14 protein-coding genes and 5 pseudogenes are annotated in these 16,299 nt (G+C 72.2%); 8 read left to right on the top strand and 11 right to left on the bottom strand.

Annotation, left to right across the window (positions count from 1 at the left end):
• Positions 1-36 precede the first annotated feature (36 nt).
• Positions 37-708 (top strand): HSP18 transcriptional regulator, encoded by a 672-nt coding sequence (locus tag AC067U_RS32030; protein WP_478833323.1) that lies wholly within the window; start codon positions 37-39, stop codon positions 706-708.
• A gap of 665 nt (positions 709-1,373) precedes the next feature.
• On the opposite strand, the gene AC067U_RS32025 is transcribed toward AC067U_RS32030, so the two are convergent.
• The 5 genes and pseudogenes from AC067U_RS32025 to AC067U_RS32005 form a co-directional block, all read right to left on the bottom strand.
• Positions 1,374-1,955, bottom strand: coding sequence for a restriction endonuclease (locus AC067U_RS32025; protein ID WP_478833322.1), 582 nt, complete (start codon positions 1,953-1,955; stop codon positions 1,374-1,376).
• 122 nt (positions 1,956-2,077) lie between these two features.
• A complete protein-coding gene (locus AC067U_RS32020; protein WP_478833321.1) occupies positions 2,078-2,572 on the bottom strand; it encodes a restriction endonuclease in 495 nt (164 codons plus the stop codon).
• Positions 2,573-2,648: 76 nt separating this feature from the next.
• Positions 2,649-3,008: an Imm51 family immunity protein gene (locus AC067U_RS32015; RefSeq protein WP_478833343.1), complete on the bottom strand. Its 360-nt coding sequence runs from the start codon at positions 3,006-3,008 to the stop codon at positions 2,649-2,651.
• Between the two features lie 69 nt (positions 3,009-3,077).
• Positions 3,078-3,851: pseudogene (istB, locus tag AC067U_RS32010) on the bottom strand (IS21-like element helper ATPase IstB); the annotation flags it as partial.
• Between the two features lie 190 nt (positions 3,852-4,041).
• Positions 4,042-4,485 carry a hypothetical protein gene (locus AC067U_RS32005; RefSeq protein ID WP_478833320.1) on the bottom strand — a complete coding sequence of 148 codons (444 nt, stop codon included), beginning with the start codon at positions 4,483-4,485 and terminating at the stop codon, positions 4,042-4,044.
• Between the two features lie 169 nt (positions 4,486-4,654).
• Between AC067U_RS32005 and AC067U_RS32000 the strand changes: the two are divergent.
• Positions 4,655-4,795, top strand: a pseudogene (locus AC067U_RS32000) (IS481 family transposase); the annotation flags it as partial.
• A gap of 183 nt (positions 4,796-4,978) precedes the next feature.
• Here the strand turns inward: AC067U_RS32000 and AC067U_RS31995 are convergent.
• From AC067U_RS31995 to AC067U_RS31985, 3 genes and pseudogenes are all read right to left on the bottom strand, one after another.
• A complete protein-coding gene (locus tag AC067U_RS31995) occupies positions 4,979-9,643 on the bottom strand; it encodes a caspase, EACC1-associated type (RefSeq protein ID WP_478833319.1) in 4,665 nt (1,554 codons plus the stop codon).
• Positions 9,640-10,173, bottom strand: coding sequence for an effector-associated constant component EACC1 (locus AC067U_RS31990; RefSeq protein WP_478833318.1), 534 nt, complete (start codon positions 10,171-10,173; stop codon positions 9,640-9,642). The genes AC067U_RS31995 and AC067U_RS31990 overlap by 4 nt, the downstream gene beginning before the upstream one ends.
• A gap of 133 nt (positions 10,174-10,306) precedes the next feature.
• Positions 10,307-10,516, bottom strand: a pseudogene (locus AC067U_RS31985) (transposase); the annotation flags it as partial.
• Positions 10,517-10,995: 479 nt separating this feature from the next.
• On the opposite strand from AC067U_RS31985, the gene AC067U_RS31980 reads away from it, so the two are divergent.
• Positions 10,996-11,220: an EF-hand domain-containing protein gene (locus tag AC067U_RS31980; RefSeq protein WP_478833317.1), complete on the top strand. Its 225-nt coding sequence runs from the start codon at positions 10,996-10,998 to the stop codon at positions 11,218-11,220.
• Positions 11,221-11,316: 96 nt separating this feature from the next.
• Here the strand turns inward: AC067U_RS31980 and AC067U_RS31975 are convergent.
• A pseudogene (locus AC067U_RS31975) lies at positions 11,317-11,478 on the bottom strand (isorenieratene synthase); the annotation flags it as partial.
• A gap of 81 nt (positions 11,479-11,559) precedes the next feature.
• On the opposite strand from AC067U_RS31975, the gene AC067U_RS31970 reads away from it, so the two are divergent.
• The gene (locus AC067U_RS31970) at positions 11,560-11,715 is read left to right on the top strand and encodes a hypothetical protein (RefSeq protein ID WP_478833316.1); all 156 of its coding nucleotides are present in this window, start codon (positions 11,560-11,562) and stop codon (positions 11,713-11,715) included.
• Between the two features lie 309 nt (positions 11,716-12,024).
• On the opposite strand, the pseudogene AC067U_RS31965 reads toward AC067U_RS31970, so the two are convergent.
• Both AC067U_RS31965 and AC067U_RS31960 read right to left on the bottom strand, forming a co-directional pair.
• Positions 12,025-12,318 (bottom strand): annotated as a pseudogene (locus tag AC067U_RS31965) (RNA polymerase sigma factor SigF); the annotation flags it as partial.
• A gap of 366 nt (positions 12,319-12,684) precedes the next feature.
• Positions 12,685-12,876: a hypothetical protein gene (locus AC067U_RS31960; RefSeq protein WP_478833315.1), complete on the bottom strand. Its 192-nt coding sequence runs from the start codon at positions 12,874-12,876 to the stop codon at positions 12,685-12,687.
• A gap of 296 nt (positions 12,877-13,172) precedes the next feature.
• Between AC067U_RS31960 and AC067U_RS31955 the strand changes: the two genes are divergently transcribed.
• The 4 genes from AC067U_RS31955 (at position 13,173) to AC067U_RS31940 (ending at position 15,720) form a co-directional block, all read left to right on the top strand.
• Positions 13,173-13,787, top strand: a complete 615-nt coding sequence (locus AC067U_RS31955) for a GOLPH3/VPS74 family protein (protein WP_478833314.1) — start codon at positions 13,173-13,175, stop codon at positions 13,785-13,787.
• 963 nt (positions 13,788-14,750) lie between these two features.
• Positions 14,751-15,050, top strand: a complete 300-nt coding sequence (locus AC067U_RS31950; protein WP_478833313.1) for a phage holin family protein — start codon at positions 14,751-14,753, stop codon at positions 15,048-15,050.
• Positions 15,047-15,460: a DUF3618 domain-containing protein gene (locus tag AC067U_RS31945; protein WP_478833312.1), complete on the top strand. Its 414-nt coding sequence runs from the start codon at positions 15,047-15,049 to the stop codon at positions 15,458-15,460. The genes AC067U_RS31950 and AC067U_RS31945 overlap by 4 nt, the downstream gene beginning before the upstream one ends.
• Positions 15,457-15,720, top strand: a complete 264-nt coding sequence (locus AC067U_RS31940; RefSeq protein ID WP_478833311.1) for a DUF4235 domain-containing protein — start codon at positions 15,457-15,459, stop codon at positions 15,718-15,720. The genes AC067U_RS31945 and AC067U_RS31940 overlap by 4 nt, the downstream gene beginning before the upstream one ends.
• Positions 15,721-16,299: the final 579 nt, after the last annotated feature.

Genomic DNA, 16,299 nt, shown 5'->3' with positions numbered 1-16,299 from the left:
CAGGACGTCATCTGGAGGATGACAAGACGACGGAGCATGCCGCGACCCCAGCAGATACCCCCCCCCGCACCCGTGTCCTTCCAGGCCGCCGCAGCAGCCCTGGAAGCCATCAACCGGTCCGTGCAGCAGGCACAGCAACCCTCAACAGCAGCCCCGACCGCAGCGCCTCACGGCGCGGCCTCCGGCCCGCACCCGGCGCTGGCCGCGCTGCTGATGCTGCGCGAGGTCCGCGAACAGCTGGCCGGCTGGGAGAGCGGACTGATCGAAACCGCCCGCGGGCAGGGCGTCAGCTGGGCCGACCTCGCCGGCCCCCTCGGCGTGGCCAGCCGGCAGGCCGCCGAACGCCGCTACCTGCGCCTGCGCCCCGGTCCGGACGGAAGCACCGGCGAACAGCGCGTCCAGGCCACCCGCGACACCCGCGCCGCCGACCGCACCGTCACCGCCTGGGCCAGAGACAACGCAGCCGACCTGCGACGTCTCGCCGGACAGATCACCGCCCTCACCGGCCTCCCCGCCAGCGCCGACCCCGCAGTCGGCGAGCTGAACCAGGCCCTCGCCGACAACGACGCCGCCCGCCTGGTGCAGCCCCTGGCCGCTACCCGAGCACACCTGCGACCCCAGGACGCCCACCTCGCCGAACGCATCGACACCCTCACCCGCCACACCGACCAGCTCCGCCAGAACACCCGCGACCAGCGGAGCACGTAACCACAGCAGCCTCGCCCCCGGGACAGCCGCACCTGACTCGTTGGGCGGGACATGAAGCACTCCACCCGCTGGCCGAGAGCACGGTGATCGTGGTGTGTGCCCTCGCCGGCGCTGCTGGCCCGAGCGGTGGAGCGCTGGAACCATCGAGGACGCGACCACAGCGCTGGAGGTCCTCGCTGGAGCCCTGTCCGAGCTCAGCCGGGAGGCGGCCGCGATCCTGGAGCCGCAGTCCCCGCACTCCGCGAACGCGTCGAGCACGCCCCGGCCGCTTCCCGCCGTCCGGCCGGACAGACCGCGCGGAGGACCCGGCGGTGCTGAGCACCGGCCTGCGACGGGCGCTCACCACGCACAGCCTCACCGGGCACCGGGTCGACCAGTTGGACCCGCCCTGCTGACCGTCACGGACGAACCCCGGTGGGGCGCAGGGCCGGCCGAGACGGCGGCAGCCGCCCTCGCGGTGGCTCTGGCCGCCTCCGGGCCCGGGACATACGCACGGGTCCTCGCCTCCGGACAGGTCACCGCCGGCCTCACGCCGACAGCGGCCGTGCAGGTGACCGCTGCGCTGAACACCCGCCCGGCGCCCGCCGCCCCGGCATCGCGGCCCCGGCGCCGCGGGCTCGGGAACGGCTGGAAGGCATCGACGCTGGCTACTGAGCGGCAGGAGCTCAGTTGTCGGGGGACAGCTTCCGGTTCGTGCCGGACCGGTTGATGTCCAGGTCGAGCAGCGCGGTGAGGGCGGTGCCGCTGTTCCAGAAGCCGAGGAGGTCGACGTCGACGAGGACCAAGCCGTGGCGGGCGGCGAAGGCGCGGGCCTGCTTGGTGAACTTGCAGGAGGCGACGAAGAGCGGGACGTCCGCTCCATGTTCGCTGCGCGCGGTGCCGTTGAACTTCTGGAGGTCAGGGCTGCCGACGGTCCGGTGCTTCGCGTAGCGCTTGCACTGCACCACGAGCTTCCGGCCGTCCGGCAGCCTGCCGATCACGTCGGCGCCCAGATCGTTCGCCGCACCCACGCGCCGCACCTCGGCGCATCCGTCCCGGCGGCACAGTTCCGCGACGTACTCCTCGAACTGCAGCGGGTCCATCGCCCAGAGCGCCTCCATCGACCGTACGGCCTGGATCCTCGCCTGCTCTGCCAGCCGCGCCTTCTCCGCTTCGGCTTCACGACGCCCAGACCGAACCAGGACCCCCACCAGGCCGCCCGCGCCAAGGACGGCTAACAACACCAGCACCACCGTGCCTGTTCCCATGATCTGGCCCTCCCCCTACGTGGCTGTCGGCCAGGTACAGCTCCCCATCCCCACAGCGCTCAATCCCACGCTCGCTCTCGTGGCGCTCGCCGGGTGTGCCTGGGTGGGGAGCGGCGGTCTGGTCAAGCGGTGTGTGCCAGGGCGATGCCTGGTGGTGTCTCCTCGAGGCCGAGTACGGCGAGCAGGGGTTCGCCCCAGTGAGCCCAGCGGTTGAGCCGAGTTTGGTCTACGAGGTGGATCTCGTGATCACGTGCGAAGTCGGCGGCTGGCTTGGTGAACGTTCCGTTGGTCACGGCCACGACGATGTCGGCACGATGCTGCGGGCGGGCGGTGCCATTGAGGGTCTGGATCTCGGGTGACCCGACCTTTTTCACTCCCACCTGGCGATGCTTGCACTGGAACACGATGCGCCGGGAGTCGGGCGTCACCGCGATTACATCTGCGCCGAGGTCGCGTGCTCCGCCGCCTTCTCGGAGGATGTGGCAACCGTCGCGTCTGGCCAGGGCGGCCACTGCTTGCTCGAACGCGGTTGGTGCCATGTCGTGTATGTCCTCGAGGGAGATGCTGGCTTTAACGCCTTGTTCTGGCCCCACTTTTCCGGCCTGGGGTGGCTCCATTCAGGGGAGTTGGGTGCTGTCGGAACGGTCTGATGTGGCCCCGGGTTCCGGTCAGTTATGGCCCCACTCACGGGCCCTATCGGTGCAGGAAGCGAGGGCCGGCCGTCAGGATGTACTGGCTGAGGAGTTCGCGGTTGTGAAAGGCGGAGTGCAAGAGGATGGCCAGCTCTGTGAGGGCCTTGAGGTCGCTGCTCGAGACAACGAATGTGCCGGCTTCTGATCCGAAGTGGAGCTTGTCCGCGCTGGCGGGCATGCGGGAATTGACCAAGGACTCGGCCAGCCCCTCCCAGCCATGACCATGGCTCTCGGCGTTGTGCTCCTCGAAGACGTCGGCGACCTGCTCCATGTCGCCGTCGAAGAGATAGAGGCAGTAGGAGGGGTCGGGTTCACCGGTTTCGTCCAGGTGGAACGGGGCCAGGGCTGATCGGTCGCTCATGGGGGTGATGGTAGGTGCCCGGGTCTTGATCGGGACGGGGCGGTTCGTCAGGCTGAGCGGGCGGTCGCCTTCGCGGTCGGCTTTCGTCTGGGCGAGCCGGTAGGACTCGGTGCCGGTCTCGATGATGGTGCCGTTGAAGGTGAGCCGGTCGACGATGGCCGCGCAAAGCCGCGGGTCGGTGAAGGTCTTGGTCCAGCCTCCGAACGACTCGTTCGAAGCGATGGCCACACTGTTCTTCTCCTCCCTCTCGGTCAGAACCTGGAACAGCATCTCGGCGCCCCGCCGGTCGAGCTCGAGATAACCCAGCTCATCGATGCAGAGAAGATCGACGCGCCCGTAGCGGGCGGTCGTCTTGGACAGCTGCTTTTCGTCGGCGGCCTCGACGAGCTCGTTGACGAGCTTGGCGGCCAGGGCACAGCGGACGCGGCAGCCGGCCATGGCGGCGGCCGTCCCGAGGCCGATCAGCAGGTGCGACTTGCCGGTGCCGGAGTCACCGATCAGGCAGAGCGGCTCGCCCTTCTTGACCCAGTCGCAGGTGGCGAGGTTGTTGACCACGGCGGGCTCGACGTTGGGGTTGGCGCTGTAGTCGAAGTCGGAGAGCCATTTCTGGCGGGGGAAGCCGGCCGCCCGGATCCGTCGCTCCGAGCGTCGCCGGTCGCGGTCCTCGCACTCGGACATCAGAAGCTCGGCCAGGAACCCTCGGTAGGAGAGCTGTTCGCGTTCGGCGCGGGCGACGAGGTCGGGGAACTGGGCTCGCATGGTGGGCAGCCGCAGGACCCGGCAGGCGGTGTCGATCGCCGCGTCGGAGGCGGTCTCGGTCAGGTTGTGGTGCGGGCCGGTCATGGCGCGTCCTTCCTGGAGCGGTTCAGAAGCTGGTCCCAGCGGTCGAGAGAGGGCAGGGGACGCTGGTCGTGGGGAGGCGGACGGCCCGGCGGGCGTTCAGGCTGACCACCTCGCTGGGCTCCGGCCCAGGCAGAGCTGGCGCCGGCCCGGTGACCGTCACCGTGGGGGAACGGCCATCGCTCCGAGCGGCCTAGCGGGCTTCGAGGGCGACGATGTCGGCGGTGTGGGCGCCGGCCGCGAGGGCGGATCGGATTCCGGCGATCACGTCGCGGTGTTCGAGGTGGCGGTGCAGCAGGAGCACGCGACGGGAGACGTAGTCCCAGACCGTGGTGTAGGCGATCTCCGCCCCGCACTCCTGACGCAGCCGGTTCAAGATCCGCTGGACCGTGTGCCGCTGCTTCGGCGACGCCTCCAGATCCCCCAGCAGCCACTCGTCGATCGTCTTCTTGAACGGATCCAACCCGGGCGCGGGCCGCACCGGCGTCTTCCGCGGCCTGGGCACCGGCGACGACAAAGCCTCGCGCACGAGCCGGCGATGCACGCCGTACTTGCGGGCCAGCGCCCGCATCGACAGCTCCTCCTGCCACGAGTCACGGCGGATCCGCAGGAACAGCTCTTCCCTCGACAACTCCATCCGGCATCGCCCCCACACGGTGGCCCACCACGACCGTCCCACCACCCGCCACCCGGTGGGGCCAGATCAGACCGGAACAACCCCCGAACGCTTCCGTACGCCCCAGGGGCGGGGCCAACTCAAGCCGGAAAGTGGAGCCGAATCAGAGCGTTAACGCCACACCACCGCCCGGCGGTGGGCCGACCGCATCACGCACCTGCTGGACCTGGTGCCCTCGACCGTCCACCGGGTCCTGACCCGATTCGGCCTGGCCCGCCTGGACCGGGCCACCGGCACTGTCATACGCCGCTACGAACGCGACTCCGCCGGAGCCATGTCCACGCCCCGGCTCCGGCGATGACGTGCCGGTCAGCCCGCAGCCGCGCCCCTGATCACCAGGAATGGTGGGAGGGACCCGTGCACAGCGCAGCGTCCCCCCTACTCCCGTCTTTCCGCCTGCTGCTCGCAGGTCGGGGTCGGCAGGCAGGTCCAGCGGTTCGGGGGCCCGCCGTCCTCACTCCCCCGCAGGGAGCGGAGTCGAGCGGACGGGGAAGGTCGGGAGGATGCCTGTGGGGGGTGGGGAGGGGGCGGGGGTGAGGGTGGGGCAGACGCGGCGGAAGGGGACGCCCGGGGCCATCCGCTCCCATTCGGCGAGGGTGGGGTTGGCGGCGGCGAGGCGGCAGGCGCGGGCGACCGGGTCACGCAGGGTGGCGCCGAGCTGGGCGATGTTCCAGCGGACGGCCTGACCGGGGTAGTTGTAGGTGGTCAGTGTGGCGCTGTCGGAGGAGATGCCGAGGGCGCGCGCCTCGTCGTCCAGAGTGAGGGTCGCTACGGGGTGCGGAGCGGTGGGGTCCCACACGTCCCAGGCCAGGAGCCGGGTGCCGGAGGCGGCGCCCATGAGGAGTCGGCCGTCTGTGCTGAACGCGTACGGCCCCGTCTCGCTGCCCTGGGAGAGGTGGCTCCGGAACCGGGGCCGGGCCGGGTCGGAGACGTCGTAGAGGAAGCCTCCCCTGCCACCGAACTCCGTCACCAGCAGTCGAGTGCCGTCGGGGGAGAACGCGCGCGGCGTCGGATAGGTACGGCTGCCGTCGGCGGAGGGCAAGGCGGACAGCCGGTCGGGCTTGCGCGGGTCACCGACGTCGTACAGTGCGCCGTCGACGGCCAGGAGGGGGTCCTCGGGGGCGAGCAGGACTTCCGGGACGTGCTTCCAATCCCGTTTGACGGACCCGAGCCGTTCCGGCCGGCCTGGCCGGGAGAGGTCCCACAGGGTGGCTCCGGCCTCGGAGCCGGTCGCCATGAGGCCGTCCCGGATGGAAACCTTCAGATCGTACGTGTCGCCCGCCGCGCCCGCCTGGAACCGGAACTCCTGCTTCGGGCGAGCGGGATCCCGTACGTTCCACACCGTCAGGACGCCCGCCGGGCCTTCGGCCGCCAGCCGACCGCCGTCGGTCGAGAACCACATCGCCGTGTTCCGGAATTCCCCGCCCGCCTCCAGGCGGACCGCTCCTGCCCGGTGGCCCGCGGACAGCCCCGTCAGCGGAATCAGACCGAGCTGATCGTCGGCGGTGGCCACGGCCAGCAGGCTCCCGTCGGGGGACAGGACGTGGGGGACCACCGATTGCAGCCACCGGTAGTAGTCCGGTGCGGGTAGGGTGAACGGCCGCGCGGCGACGGTGGGGAGCAGCCGGTCCGTCAGCGACCAGAGCCTCACTTCCCCGTCGCGGTCGCCGGTGGCGAGCGTACGGCCGTCGGGCGCAAATGCCAGGGCCGAAATGGTGGTGGCGTGACCGGACAGGACGGCCGAACGGGTCGGACGGGCCCCGGAGAGGTCCCATACCGTCGCCGAGTGGTCGGTACTGCCGAGGGCGAGGTGGCGGCCGTCCCGGCTGAGTGCGACGGCTTCCACGGGGCCGCCGTGGCCGCTGACCACAGCGGTGGGGCGGCGGTCCGCGGCGGCAAGGCCTCGGCCGGCGGCCGCGGAGATGTCCCACAGTCGGACCTGGGCGTCGCCGGAGCCGACGGCGAGGGTGTTACCGTCCGAACTGACAGCCATGGCGCGGGCCGGGCCGCCGGTGCCCTCCAGCGTGCCCAGGCTGCGCGGCCGGCCGGGGTTTCCGACGTCCCACAGCTCCACCGTGCCGTCCTGCCAGGCCAGCGCGAGGGAGGCCCCGCCCGGTCCGAAGGCGGCGGCCTGGACGTTGCTCTCGCGCTGGGGGAAGGTTGCGCGGGCGTGGACGGCACCGCGTCCCGGGTCCACCGACCAGAGCCTCGTCTGGTAGGAGGAGGACGTCATCAGCAGCCGGCCGTCGGGGCTGAACTCCGCCTGCTCCACGAATCCCTCCATCGGCAGCGCGTTCCTGCCCCGGGGTTGCGGGCGGCTGCGGTCGGCGGCGAGCGAGAACGCGCCCACGGACTTCTCGTCGTCCGCGCCGGTGAGCAGCAGGGACGTGCCGTCGCCGATCCAGAGCGCGGTCTTCCCCTGGAAGCCCGACTTCTTGGCGACGACCTCGGCGAGCTTGCGCGGCTCCCCGCCGGCCCGTGCCGCGTCCCACAGGCCGACGACCCCGTCGTACTGACCCACGGCCAGGGTCCGGCCGTCGTCGCTGTACGCCATCGTTTCGACCCAGCCCCCGGCGTCGAGGGAGCCCGCGTACTGTGTTCCGTTCAGTACGTCCATCAGTGTGTCGCGGGTCTGCGACGACGGGGCCTCGCGGTGGGCGGCGACCGCGAGCAGCAGGGCCGCGCGCGGATCGGAGCCGATGCCGGCGCGGGCGGCTGCCTGGAGCTGGCGGTTCTGTGCCTGTTCGCCGTTGGCCCGGGCGTTCGACCGCTGTTGGAGCGCGACTCCCGCGGCGACCAGGGCCAGGCACAGTATCCCGCCGATCACCCCGGCGAACTGCCTCAGCCGGCGCGCCTGGCGCTGCAGCCGTAACCCCGCCTGGCGGATGTTCTCCGCCTGCTCCTGCTCCCGTGCCAGCGCTTCCCGGAGCTCGCGCGTACGGCGCTTCTCCTGCTCCAGCTGGCGCCGCTCGCGCTGTCGTTCGGAGCGGTCGAGGGCCTGGCTCGCGGCGACGAACTGCCGGTCAAGGGGGCGTACCAGCCGTGCGTGCCGCTGCTCGCCCAGCCAGTCGACGGCCGCCACCAGGCGCGTACCGCGGTAGCAGTACTCGGGGGAACGCGCGGCGCGGTTCCAGGCGTCCGCGGCGTCGGTCAGCTGCTGGCGGGTCACCAGCCCGGCCCGGTCCTCTTCGATCCAGCGCCGGAGCCGGGGCCAGGCGCGCAGGAGCGCTTCGTGGGAGATCTGGGCCGTGCTCTGGTCGAGGGTGATGAGGCGGGCCCGGGCGAGCCGGTCGCGGACGCCGGTGACCGTGCGCCGCCGGGCCCCGGAGCGGTCCTCGAGCAGTTCGTCGAGGCCGATGCGGCGGCGGACGGCCTCGTCGCCGCTGCCGGTGAGGGAGACCATGGCGAGGACCAGTTCGCGGACGGCTTCGCGGCCCGGCTCGTCGAAGCCCTCGTAGATGTCCTCGGCCGTACGGGCCACGGATTCCCAGATCCCGCCGGTCGCCGCGTATCCGGAGAGAGTGAGGATCGCGCCGCTGCGGCGCATCCAGGTCTCGCGCAGGGCGTGGGCGAGGAACGGCAGCGCCGAGCCGTGGTCGCGGCCGCCGCCCTCGCGGGTATCGCGGAGGAGGAGGTCGACGAGTCCGGTCTCCAGCCGGAGTCCGGCGTCGTGGGCCGGGTGCTCGATGGCGGCGCGCAGGGAGTCCTCGTCCATGGGCCAGACGTTCCACTGCCTTTCGAGGGCGGGACGGAGTTCGGGGTGTTCGAGGCAGCTGCCGTAGTGGTCGGCCCGCAGGCCGAGGACGACGCGGGGGCTGTTGCCGTCCGTGGCGGCGATCGCGCCGCGGCACAGGGCGCGGATGAACCGGGCGCGCTCGTCGGTGTCCTTGCAGGCGGTGAAGACCTCCTCGAACTGGTCCACGACCAGCACCCGGCAGGCCCCGTCGTCGGGCAGGCGGCCGTCGCCGAGCTGCCGCTCGACCTCCGCTCGCGGTGTGCCGGAGGCCCGGGACCACAGGTCGGCGAGGGCGCGCAGCGGGTGCGGTCCGGGGGACGCGAGCAGCAGCGCGGGCCAGGGCGTGGCGGGGTCGGACTCGTACCGGCGTTCGAGGCCTGCGAGCAGACCCGCCCGCAGGATGGAGGACTTGCCGACGCCGGAGGCGCCGACAAGGACGACCGGCGCGGGAGCCGCCGCCTCCGGCGCGCCCGTCGGATGTGCGGGCCGCACGACTTCGGCGATCAGATCGCCGGCGAGCGCTTCGCGGCCGAAGAACCGCTCGTGGTCCTCGGCCCGGAAGGGTTCCATGCCGGGGTAGGGGCAGGCCGTGCCGTCGGCAGGGTGCGCGGGCCCGGGCGTCGGTACGGAGGCGGCGGGGTAGGCCCTGTTGGCGGCGACGACGAGTTCGCCTGCCCGGTCCTCGCTCTGCCGGTGGGGACGTACGGGCCCGTCCTGTAACCGGCGGTCGAGGTGGGTGTACACGCCGTCCAGGGTGAGCCAGGCGGGTGCGGAGGGATCGCCTTCGTGCAGAAGGTCGAGCAGCCTCCCGGTGAAGAGCGTGTGACGCTCGCCCTCGGGGGCGAAGGAGACGGCGTAGTTCGAGGCGGAGGTCAGCAGGAAGCTGCCGTCGGGCCGTGCGGTGACGTAGGGGTCGCGGACGGATCCCCGGGAGGCGGCCTGCGCCATGCCGGAGAAGCAGCAGTCGAGCAGGACTACGACGCGGGCGCTGCTGTTGCCGAGCGTGTCCCTGATGACCTGGTACGGGATGGAGCGCGCGATGCCCTGCGCGGTACTGGTGGCGGTGGCGAGGTAGAGCTGGTCCTGCGGGCCCAACAGCCCGTGGCCGATGAACGCGAAGAGAACCAGGCCGCGGGCGTCGGCGACGGCCTGCTCGACGGCCTCGACGACAGCGGCGCCGTCGGCGGGGTCGAGGAGCAGCTCGATCTGCGAGGGCTCCATGCCGCAGATCGCGTGGAGGGCGCGGGCGAGGTCGCGGGCGGACGCTTCGACGCTGGGCAGGTCGGGGAGTTGGGACCCTGGGCCGTGGACGCTCGTACCGACGAGCACGGCGCGGACGCCGGGGCCCGCGAGGTCGCTGGTACGGCGCGGCGGAGCAGTCACGGACGGCGGCCGTCACCGCCGGGCTCGGGGTCGGGCCCGGGTTCTTCCCGTCCGTCACCGGATGCCTGGGCGGTTCCGTCCGCCGCCCCGGGTTCTGCCGGGGCGGCGGACGGCTCGGCCTGGACCTCACGCTCGGCCCGCTCGGCCCGCTCCCGGCACTGCACCGGGACGCCCAGCTGCCCCGCGATCTCCTGGGCGAGCGCGCCGGCTTGCCGGGCGTCGAGCCCCTTGACCCGGTCGGACGTCACGGTCACCTCGGTGCCGTCGGGCCGCGTGATGGTCACGGTCTGACTACCGCTGCGGTTCTGCACCCAGGTGACCACCGCAGCCACCAGCACGGTGACGATGCCTCCCGGCTCCAGCAGCACAGTGACGACCTCGGTTGCCGTCCCCATCGTCCCGGGCGCCGGCGGCTCACCGGCCCCGCGCCGCACGCGCCCGCGCAGCTCCCGCTGCTTCCCGAGCCAGCCCCTGAGATCGTCCGTACCGACCCGACCGCCGTCGTCCCGCGCCGTGATGGCGATCTGCATGGTTCTCCCACCTGAAACAGTACGAAGGCCAACTTCCCCTCACTGTACTGAAGATCGTCTCTCGGTCGTGCCCGCTTTCGGCCGAACCAGCCCGTCCCCGCCCACAGCAAATCGGGTGCACGGCCTGTCACTGAACCGTGCGCCAGGGCGGGGAGTCGGCGGGCAGGGCTCTCCATTTGCAGCCGGTGCCGACGATGTAGCGGATTGCGTCGACGCTCTCCCGTCCAGGGTGCTTATCCGGGGCTCCGCCGGCCTCGGTCTCGCAGGCCGGGACCGGCAGGAGGGGTTCGATCAGGGCCCACTCGGCGTCGGTGGTGTCCGCGGGGTAGCGGTGCCGGCTCATCAAGTCCACCCCGGTGAAGTCGAAAGCCGGGCTGAGGCGAGCCAGCTGTCTGCCTGCAAGGTCATCGGTGCCGCACCGGCAAGGGGCACGGGACACGATCGTGTCCGCGACCGGCAAGATGGCCAAGGCGTGGCGGCTCCTTGGCCACCGGACGCCGATGATCGCGGCGCTGAACGTGCCGCAAGTACGGATCCCTGCCGGTCAGCTCGAGAGACGGCTGACCAGTTCACGTGGCGTTCACCGGCAGGCATCGGCGACACCGAGCGCGCGATGGTGCTGGTGGATGCCGAAGACGATCCCGGAGAGCGCGCCCTCAGCCCAGGCGCCAGCGGTTCGCACCGACGCCGCTGCACGCGTGAGTTGCCCGTGAGGCGATCGCCGGGCCTCGAGGCGGCCGCTGACACTGTTTGACCCAGCTCGGAGCGGGCAGCCGAGTCAGGTCCGGCAATGCCGGGTCGGACCTGCCAGGGAGGGACCGCATGGGCGACTCCGATGCGAGGCCGGAGGTGCGAGCGGTGTTCGGGGCCGCCGACGCCGACGACGACTGGATGCTCGACGTACACGAATTCGGCCGCGCCATGAACCGGCTGACCGGGCAGAGCCTCAGCGGCGAATCGTTGCGGCATCTGTTCCACAGGACCGACGTCGACGGCGACGGACTGGTCACCCTTCCCGAGTTCGAAGACTGTGTGAAGGGGCTGTAGCCGATCCGCCTTGCTCAGCGCTCCGCGCCGGGAGGCGGATACCGGACTTTCCTGGCTCTGCGCAGGGGCCGCGTGTTTCGTCCACGGACAGGAGGGGGTGCGTACCGCGTCGCCCGCCACGACCAGGCCTGGCGTCGGGGTGCGTACGGTCGGCCGGTCCTCGTAACCGCCGACCGGGAAGAGGGGGCGGTCGGCCCGCCACTCGTGCCAGGCGTCGATCACCTTGGCGGCGCGGGTTTCCTGATACGCCTCGTGGAGCCGGCTCATCAGCAAGCCGCGGGAACGGCCTCCCGACACGGGCGGGATCCGTTGCGACCACGCACCGGAAGGGGCCGGCACGTGGAGGCGCGTTGCGTCCTGCACGCCGGCGACCTCGTGGTCGACGTCGCCCGGAACGTCCGCGAAGCCGTGCGAACCGCGGTCACCGCCGGTCACGACCCGCAGCGCGCGACTGGGCCCGTCATCGTCCTGGTCACCATCACCCGCAGGGTGTGAGGTGGCCGGTCGGTCGAACTCCCCCGGGGCGCGCGCCTCGCGTTCCTCGTGCGGTCCGCCGTCCTCGTCGAAACCCACTCGGGAGCGCCGCCCCGGATGAACGGCTCCGCTCGAGGAGGGAGCCGGAGGTCGGGGGCCGGGGGTCAGAGAGGGCCGCCGGTCAGCCGGGACAGGGCACCCCGGCGGCGAAGGCCAGCGCGGCGGCCGGCCGCGTACGAAACGGCGACGAGCGCGGCGGCTCCGGTGGCGGTGGCGGCCGTGAGGGCCTTGCGGGCACGGATCACGGTCCACAGCACTCCGGGCTGCCTGGGCGTTCCGGTTGCGGAAGCGCCGCGCGGCGTAGTTGACCAGGGAGATGTTCAACTCGATCAGCGTGCCGCGTACGTACTGGTACTCGCGGGTGCCCTCCTCCAGCGAGCGGAGTCTGACGAGGAAGAGCTTGGTCAGCTCCCGGGCGTCCGTCGGCGCGACCTCACGCGCCTGTGTCGTCAGCGGAGGAAGACCGGCCGTGTCGGCAATCGCCCCGCACACGGGGCCCGTTCCCGGGGCCGCCTCGAGATCGGCCGGGCGGACGGACTCGGCAACTGTTGCGGGGCGCGGCATGGTGACCTCTCTCCGGACGGGGACAGCGAAGACTTTCAGCGCCTCTTGCCACATCCGCGTTCCTACGCGCCTCGGTTGTTCTGGCGGAGGCGCATTCGGCCGTCTTCGCGCAGGGGGGGCCTCGGGCGCGTGGGCGGGTCGGACGGTGCAGCGCATGCACCGTCTGCAGAGCCGCGCCGCTGCCGCCATGTCCCAACGGCCAGTGCGGCCAGCCGACTTGGAGCCCCCGGCCGGGGCGAACTCGCGGCCCGAGCGACGTGTGGGGGACCCATACCCGGTCGTCCCGTCGTCCCGTCGTTCTGGAGCGGATGGGGCGCCTCGTCCGTGCCACGGGCCGTCTGGACCGCGGGGCTCGGCTGGCCCAAGTCAACGCGCGCGGTGCTGGATTCCCCGCTGCTGGGGGACCTCGGTCAGCCGGGGCGCGGCCGAACTGCGGTGGCGACCACGCAGTCGACGGCCCGGGAAGGGGTTGCGCCGCACCGGGGCGCTGGGGGCCGCGAGCAGGAAGCCGATGGGTGCGAGGACCGCGACGAGGATGAGCATGGTCACGAGGTTCATGGTCTCGCCTTTCGTCCGGTACTGCCTGTCTGTCACTACCTGTTGTTACCGAATTCGCGGTTGATAAACACAGAGGGTGACCAGTCGGGTCGGGGGCCCGGCTCGAATCGGAGAGCTCGGGCACCGGCGTTGCAGGGGGCTGAATCCCACCGGCAGAGCCGGACGAAGAGGGCGACGGGGAGGTTTCCGCCGTTCCGGAACGCGGGCACGGGCCGCCTCCGCCAGATAGGCTCTCGCGCGCGGGGCACCCGGCGTGCTCGATGCGTACACACTCCAAGGCACGGGACGGCGGCCTCATGACCACGGCACGGGATCTGCTGATCATCGCACTGGATGACGGGGCCGAGCGGGCCGCCGAACAGGGCGATCTGTCGCTCGCACTCGCGGGCGCCGAGCTGATCGACCTCGTGGAGGCGGGGACCGTCCGGCTGGACGGCGACAGGATCCTGCCGGCCGTCCAACCGGCCCCCGAGGACGGGCTGCTGGCCCAGGCAACCGCGACGCTCGTCCGGCAAGCGCCCCACGAGACGCTCACCGACTGGCTGTGGCGCAGGGGCCGCGGCCTGTCCACCGCCTACCGGTCCGCGCTGGAGGCTGAGGGACACCTCGTGAGGGAGGACCGCCGCCGCGGGCTCTTCGGGCTCGCGGGTGAGCCGGTGCCGATCGACTCTCCGGCCCGCCACCGCGCCTTGGAGCGGCAGGCTGCGGCCGAACCCGTCCTCGCCGCCCTCGCGGAAGCCGCCGGGATCCAAGGCGAGCGGACCGGAGACGCACCTGACGTCACAGACGACTCCGTAGCGGCCGTGCTGGCCGCCGTCAACGACGCGGTGGTGGAGCTGGCATCCGAAAGACAACGCCGGGCCATCCAGGAGGCCGCCTTCGACAACATCTGGCGAGGACCGGTCGGCTGAGGCCAGGTCACAGGCTGGGCGGCAACTCAGCGGCACCGCGGCTGGCCAAGGGAATCAGGAAACCCCACATCGGCGTCCGCGCGACCACCTGTGTCCGCTGCGCCCGGTCCGTCCCGCGCCGACCACCGCGCCCGGCCTGACGCCGGCCGGTGTCCGGCACGTCCGCCACTCCGGTACGGCGTGGCCGCGCACCCCCCGCCGCCGGCAGCCAGCCGGCGCACCAGGCCGGAAGTGGCGTCGGCGGGGGCGAGTGGGGCCTGGCCGCTGGATCCCGGTTTCGGATTCCGCACAGGGCGTTGGCGTACGCCGACTCGCGGATCTGCGCATCCTCCAGGTCCTCGGCCACCCGGGCCGCGAGGACGGGGCGGCCCTCGACCGCGACACTGAGCTCGCGGAGCGAGCGGAGCACTCCGGGCTGGGCTGCCCGCAGGTCGATCGCCCGCACGAGGAGGGCCGCTCGGGAGGCGGTCAAAGCCGGTTCGGGTGCGAGCTTCCGGGCCAGGGACCGGCCGCGGGCGCGTACGGGTCCAGTCCGAGCCTGCCCGGCAGCTACCCGACGAAGGCGGTGCAGGTTGCTGATCCTGGAGAGGCTTCGGGGCGCTCCACGCTGCGCCGGATCACATCCGGCCGTGAGGGTTCTCGGATCCGTGGCGGCGCGGCCGCGCCATTGGGCCGCGGTGAGCGGTGGACTCATCGCGCCGAGGGCGAGGGCGACGGCCGGACTGCATTCCGAAACGCCAGGTCAGGGGCCGGGTGGGTGTTCGCAACCGGCTGCCGGTCCGAGTACGGCACCTCCTGCGCAAGCCTCCGGACGTGGGCGGGCGGGCAGCGGGCGAGGACCGGCCCGAGGCCTGCGACGGGTGGCCGGCGGGATGACGGGTAGGCGTAGCAGCAGAGGGCGCGCCGCGCGGCCGTGGACCGGTCGTCGGCGAGCACGTCGAGACAGGAAGGGTGGGAAGGGCCGTGCATACCGTGGAACGCTGCCCCGGCCACGGCAGGGACGAGGCAGTGGGCGAGCTGGTCTCGCGAGCGTCACAGCAGATCTCGGAGCTGGTCCGGGAAGAAACGCAGTCGGCGCGGGCGGAGACGGCCCGGAAGGGCAGACGCTACGGCACGGGTGGCGGTCTGTTCGGCGGCGCTGGATTCGTCGGCATTCCGGCCTCCCAGTTCCTGATGGGCGCCGTCATCGCGGCCGGCGTGCTGGTCCTGCCCGCATGGGCGGCGGCCCTGACCGCCGAGATCAAAGAGAGGGCACGGCGATGAGTCACAAGTCCCCGGGCGACCGGTCCGCACCGACTCCTGACCAGCTGCGCGAGCAGGTCGAGCAGACCCGCGAAGAGCTCGGCCAGACCGTGGAGGCGCTGGCTGCCAAGGTGGACGTCACAGCGCAGGCCAAGGAGAAGGCGAACGAAATCAAGGAGCAAGTCGTCGAGAAGGCGGTCCTGGCCACCGAACAGATGCGGTACAAGGCGTCCCAGGCGGCCGCTCAGGTGCGCGACGGCGCGGCCCATGCGGGTCACCTCGTTGCCGCCAGGACGCCCGATCAGATCCGCGGCAAAGCCGCGTCAGCCGCGACCGTGGCGCGGGCCAACCACACTCCCCTGATCGCCGCCACCGCGGCCGCGGCCCTGCTGGTCGTCCTGCTCGTGCGTCGTGGCCGGAGGCACCGGTGAAAGCCTCCGCCGTCGCCTACAAGCCCTTGGGGCTGGCGTTCGGCGCTGCCGGCGGCTGGATCGCCGGAGCGGTCTTCAAGCGGGCGTGGAAGGTGATCGGCCACGACGCCGCACCCGACGCCACCGATGAGGACCGCTCCTGGCAGGAGGTGCTGCTCGCCGCTGCGCTGCACGGGGCGATCTTCGCCGCCGTCAAGGCTGCCGTGGACCGGGCCGGAGCCGTCACCGTCCGACGGGTGACCGGTACATGGCCCGGCTGAACTCGCCCGGTACGAGGGCGTCGACCTCCCGGTGGGGGTGGCGCGAGCCATGGACGCACCGGGGTGGCAGGACACCGTGGGGATCTCCTTGGGGGGGACGTTACACCCTGATCGACGCGCCGGTTCCGGCTGCGGCACGGAAGAGGAGTGCGTGCTCCGCGTGGAGATCCCCCATGGCGACTACCGCGTCCAATCCCTCGAACTCGGTCTTCTCCGAGGTGAGTTCCGTCTCCACCGCCTCGTGCGGGTCTGACGTTCGGGCGTCTCCGGGTCCGCCACGGCCCGCCGCTCCTCGGCGGCCCGGCCGGTGCGGTGGCTCCGGGCGACCGCCCACCGCGGCAGAGTCAGCAGCACGACGAGGCCGCACACCGCTGCGATGCCGGGGGCGAGGGGGTGCACGGTGAGACTGTCGGGGGACGGCGACACGCTGGCGGCGGCGAGAAGCCCCGTGCTGAGGGCAGCGACCGCCCGCCCTCGCCGGAACAGGCCGACGGCCTTGGCCGCCACGGTGTACTCGTCCCGGGTCACGGCGCCCGTGACGGGGACTCCGCCCTCACCGATCGCGTCCCGCGGTCGCGT

This window comes from Streptomyces sp. NPDC043853 (genome assembly GCF_056436025.1).
Note: the sequence above shows the minus strand (reverse complement) of the source record. Positions and strands in the feature narration are given on the sequence as shown.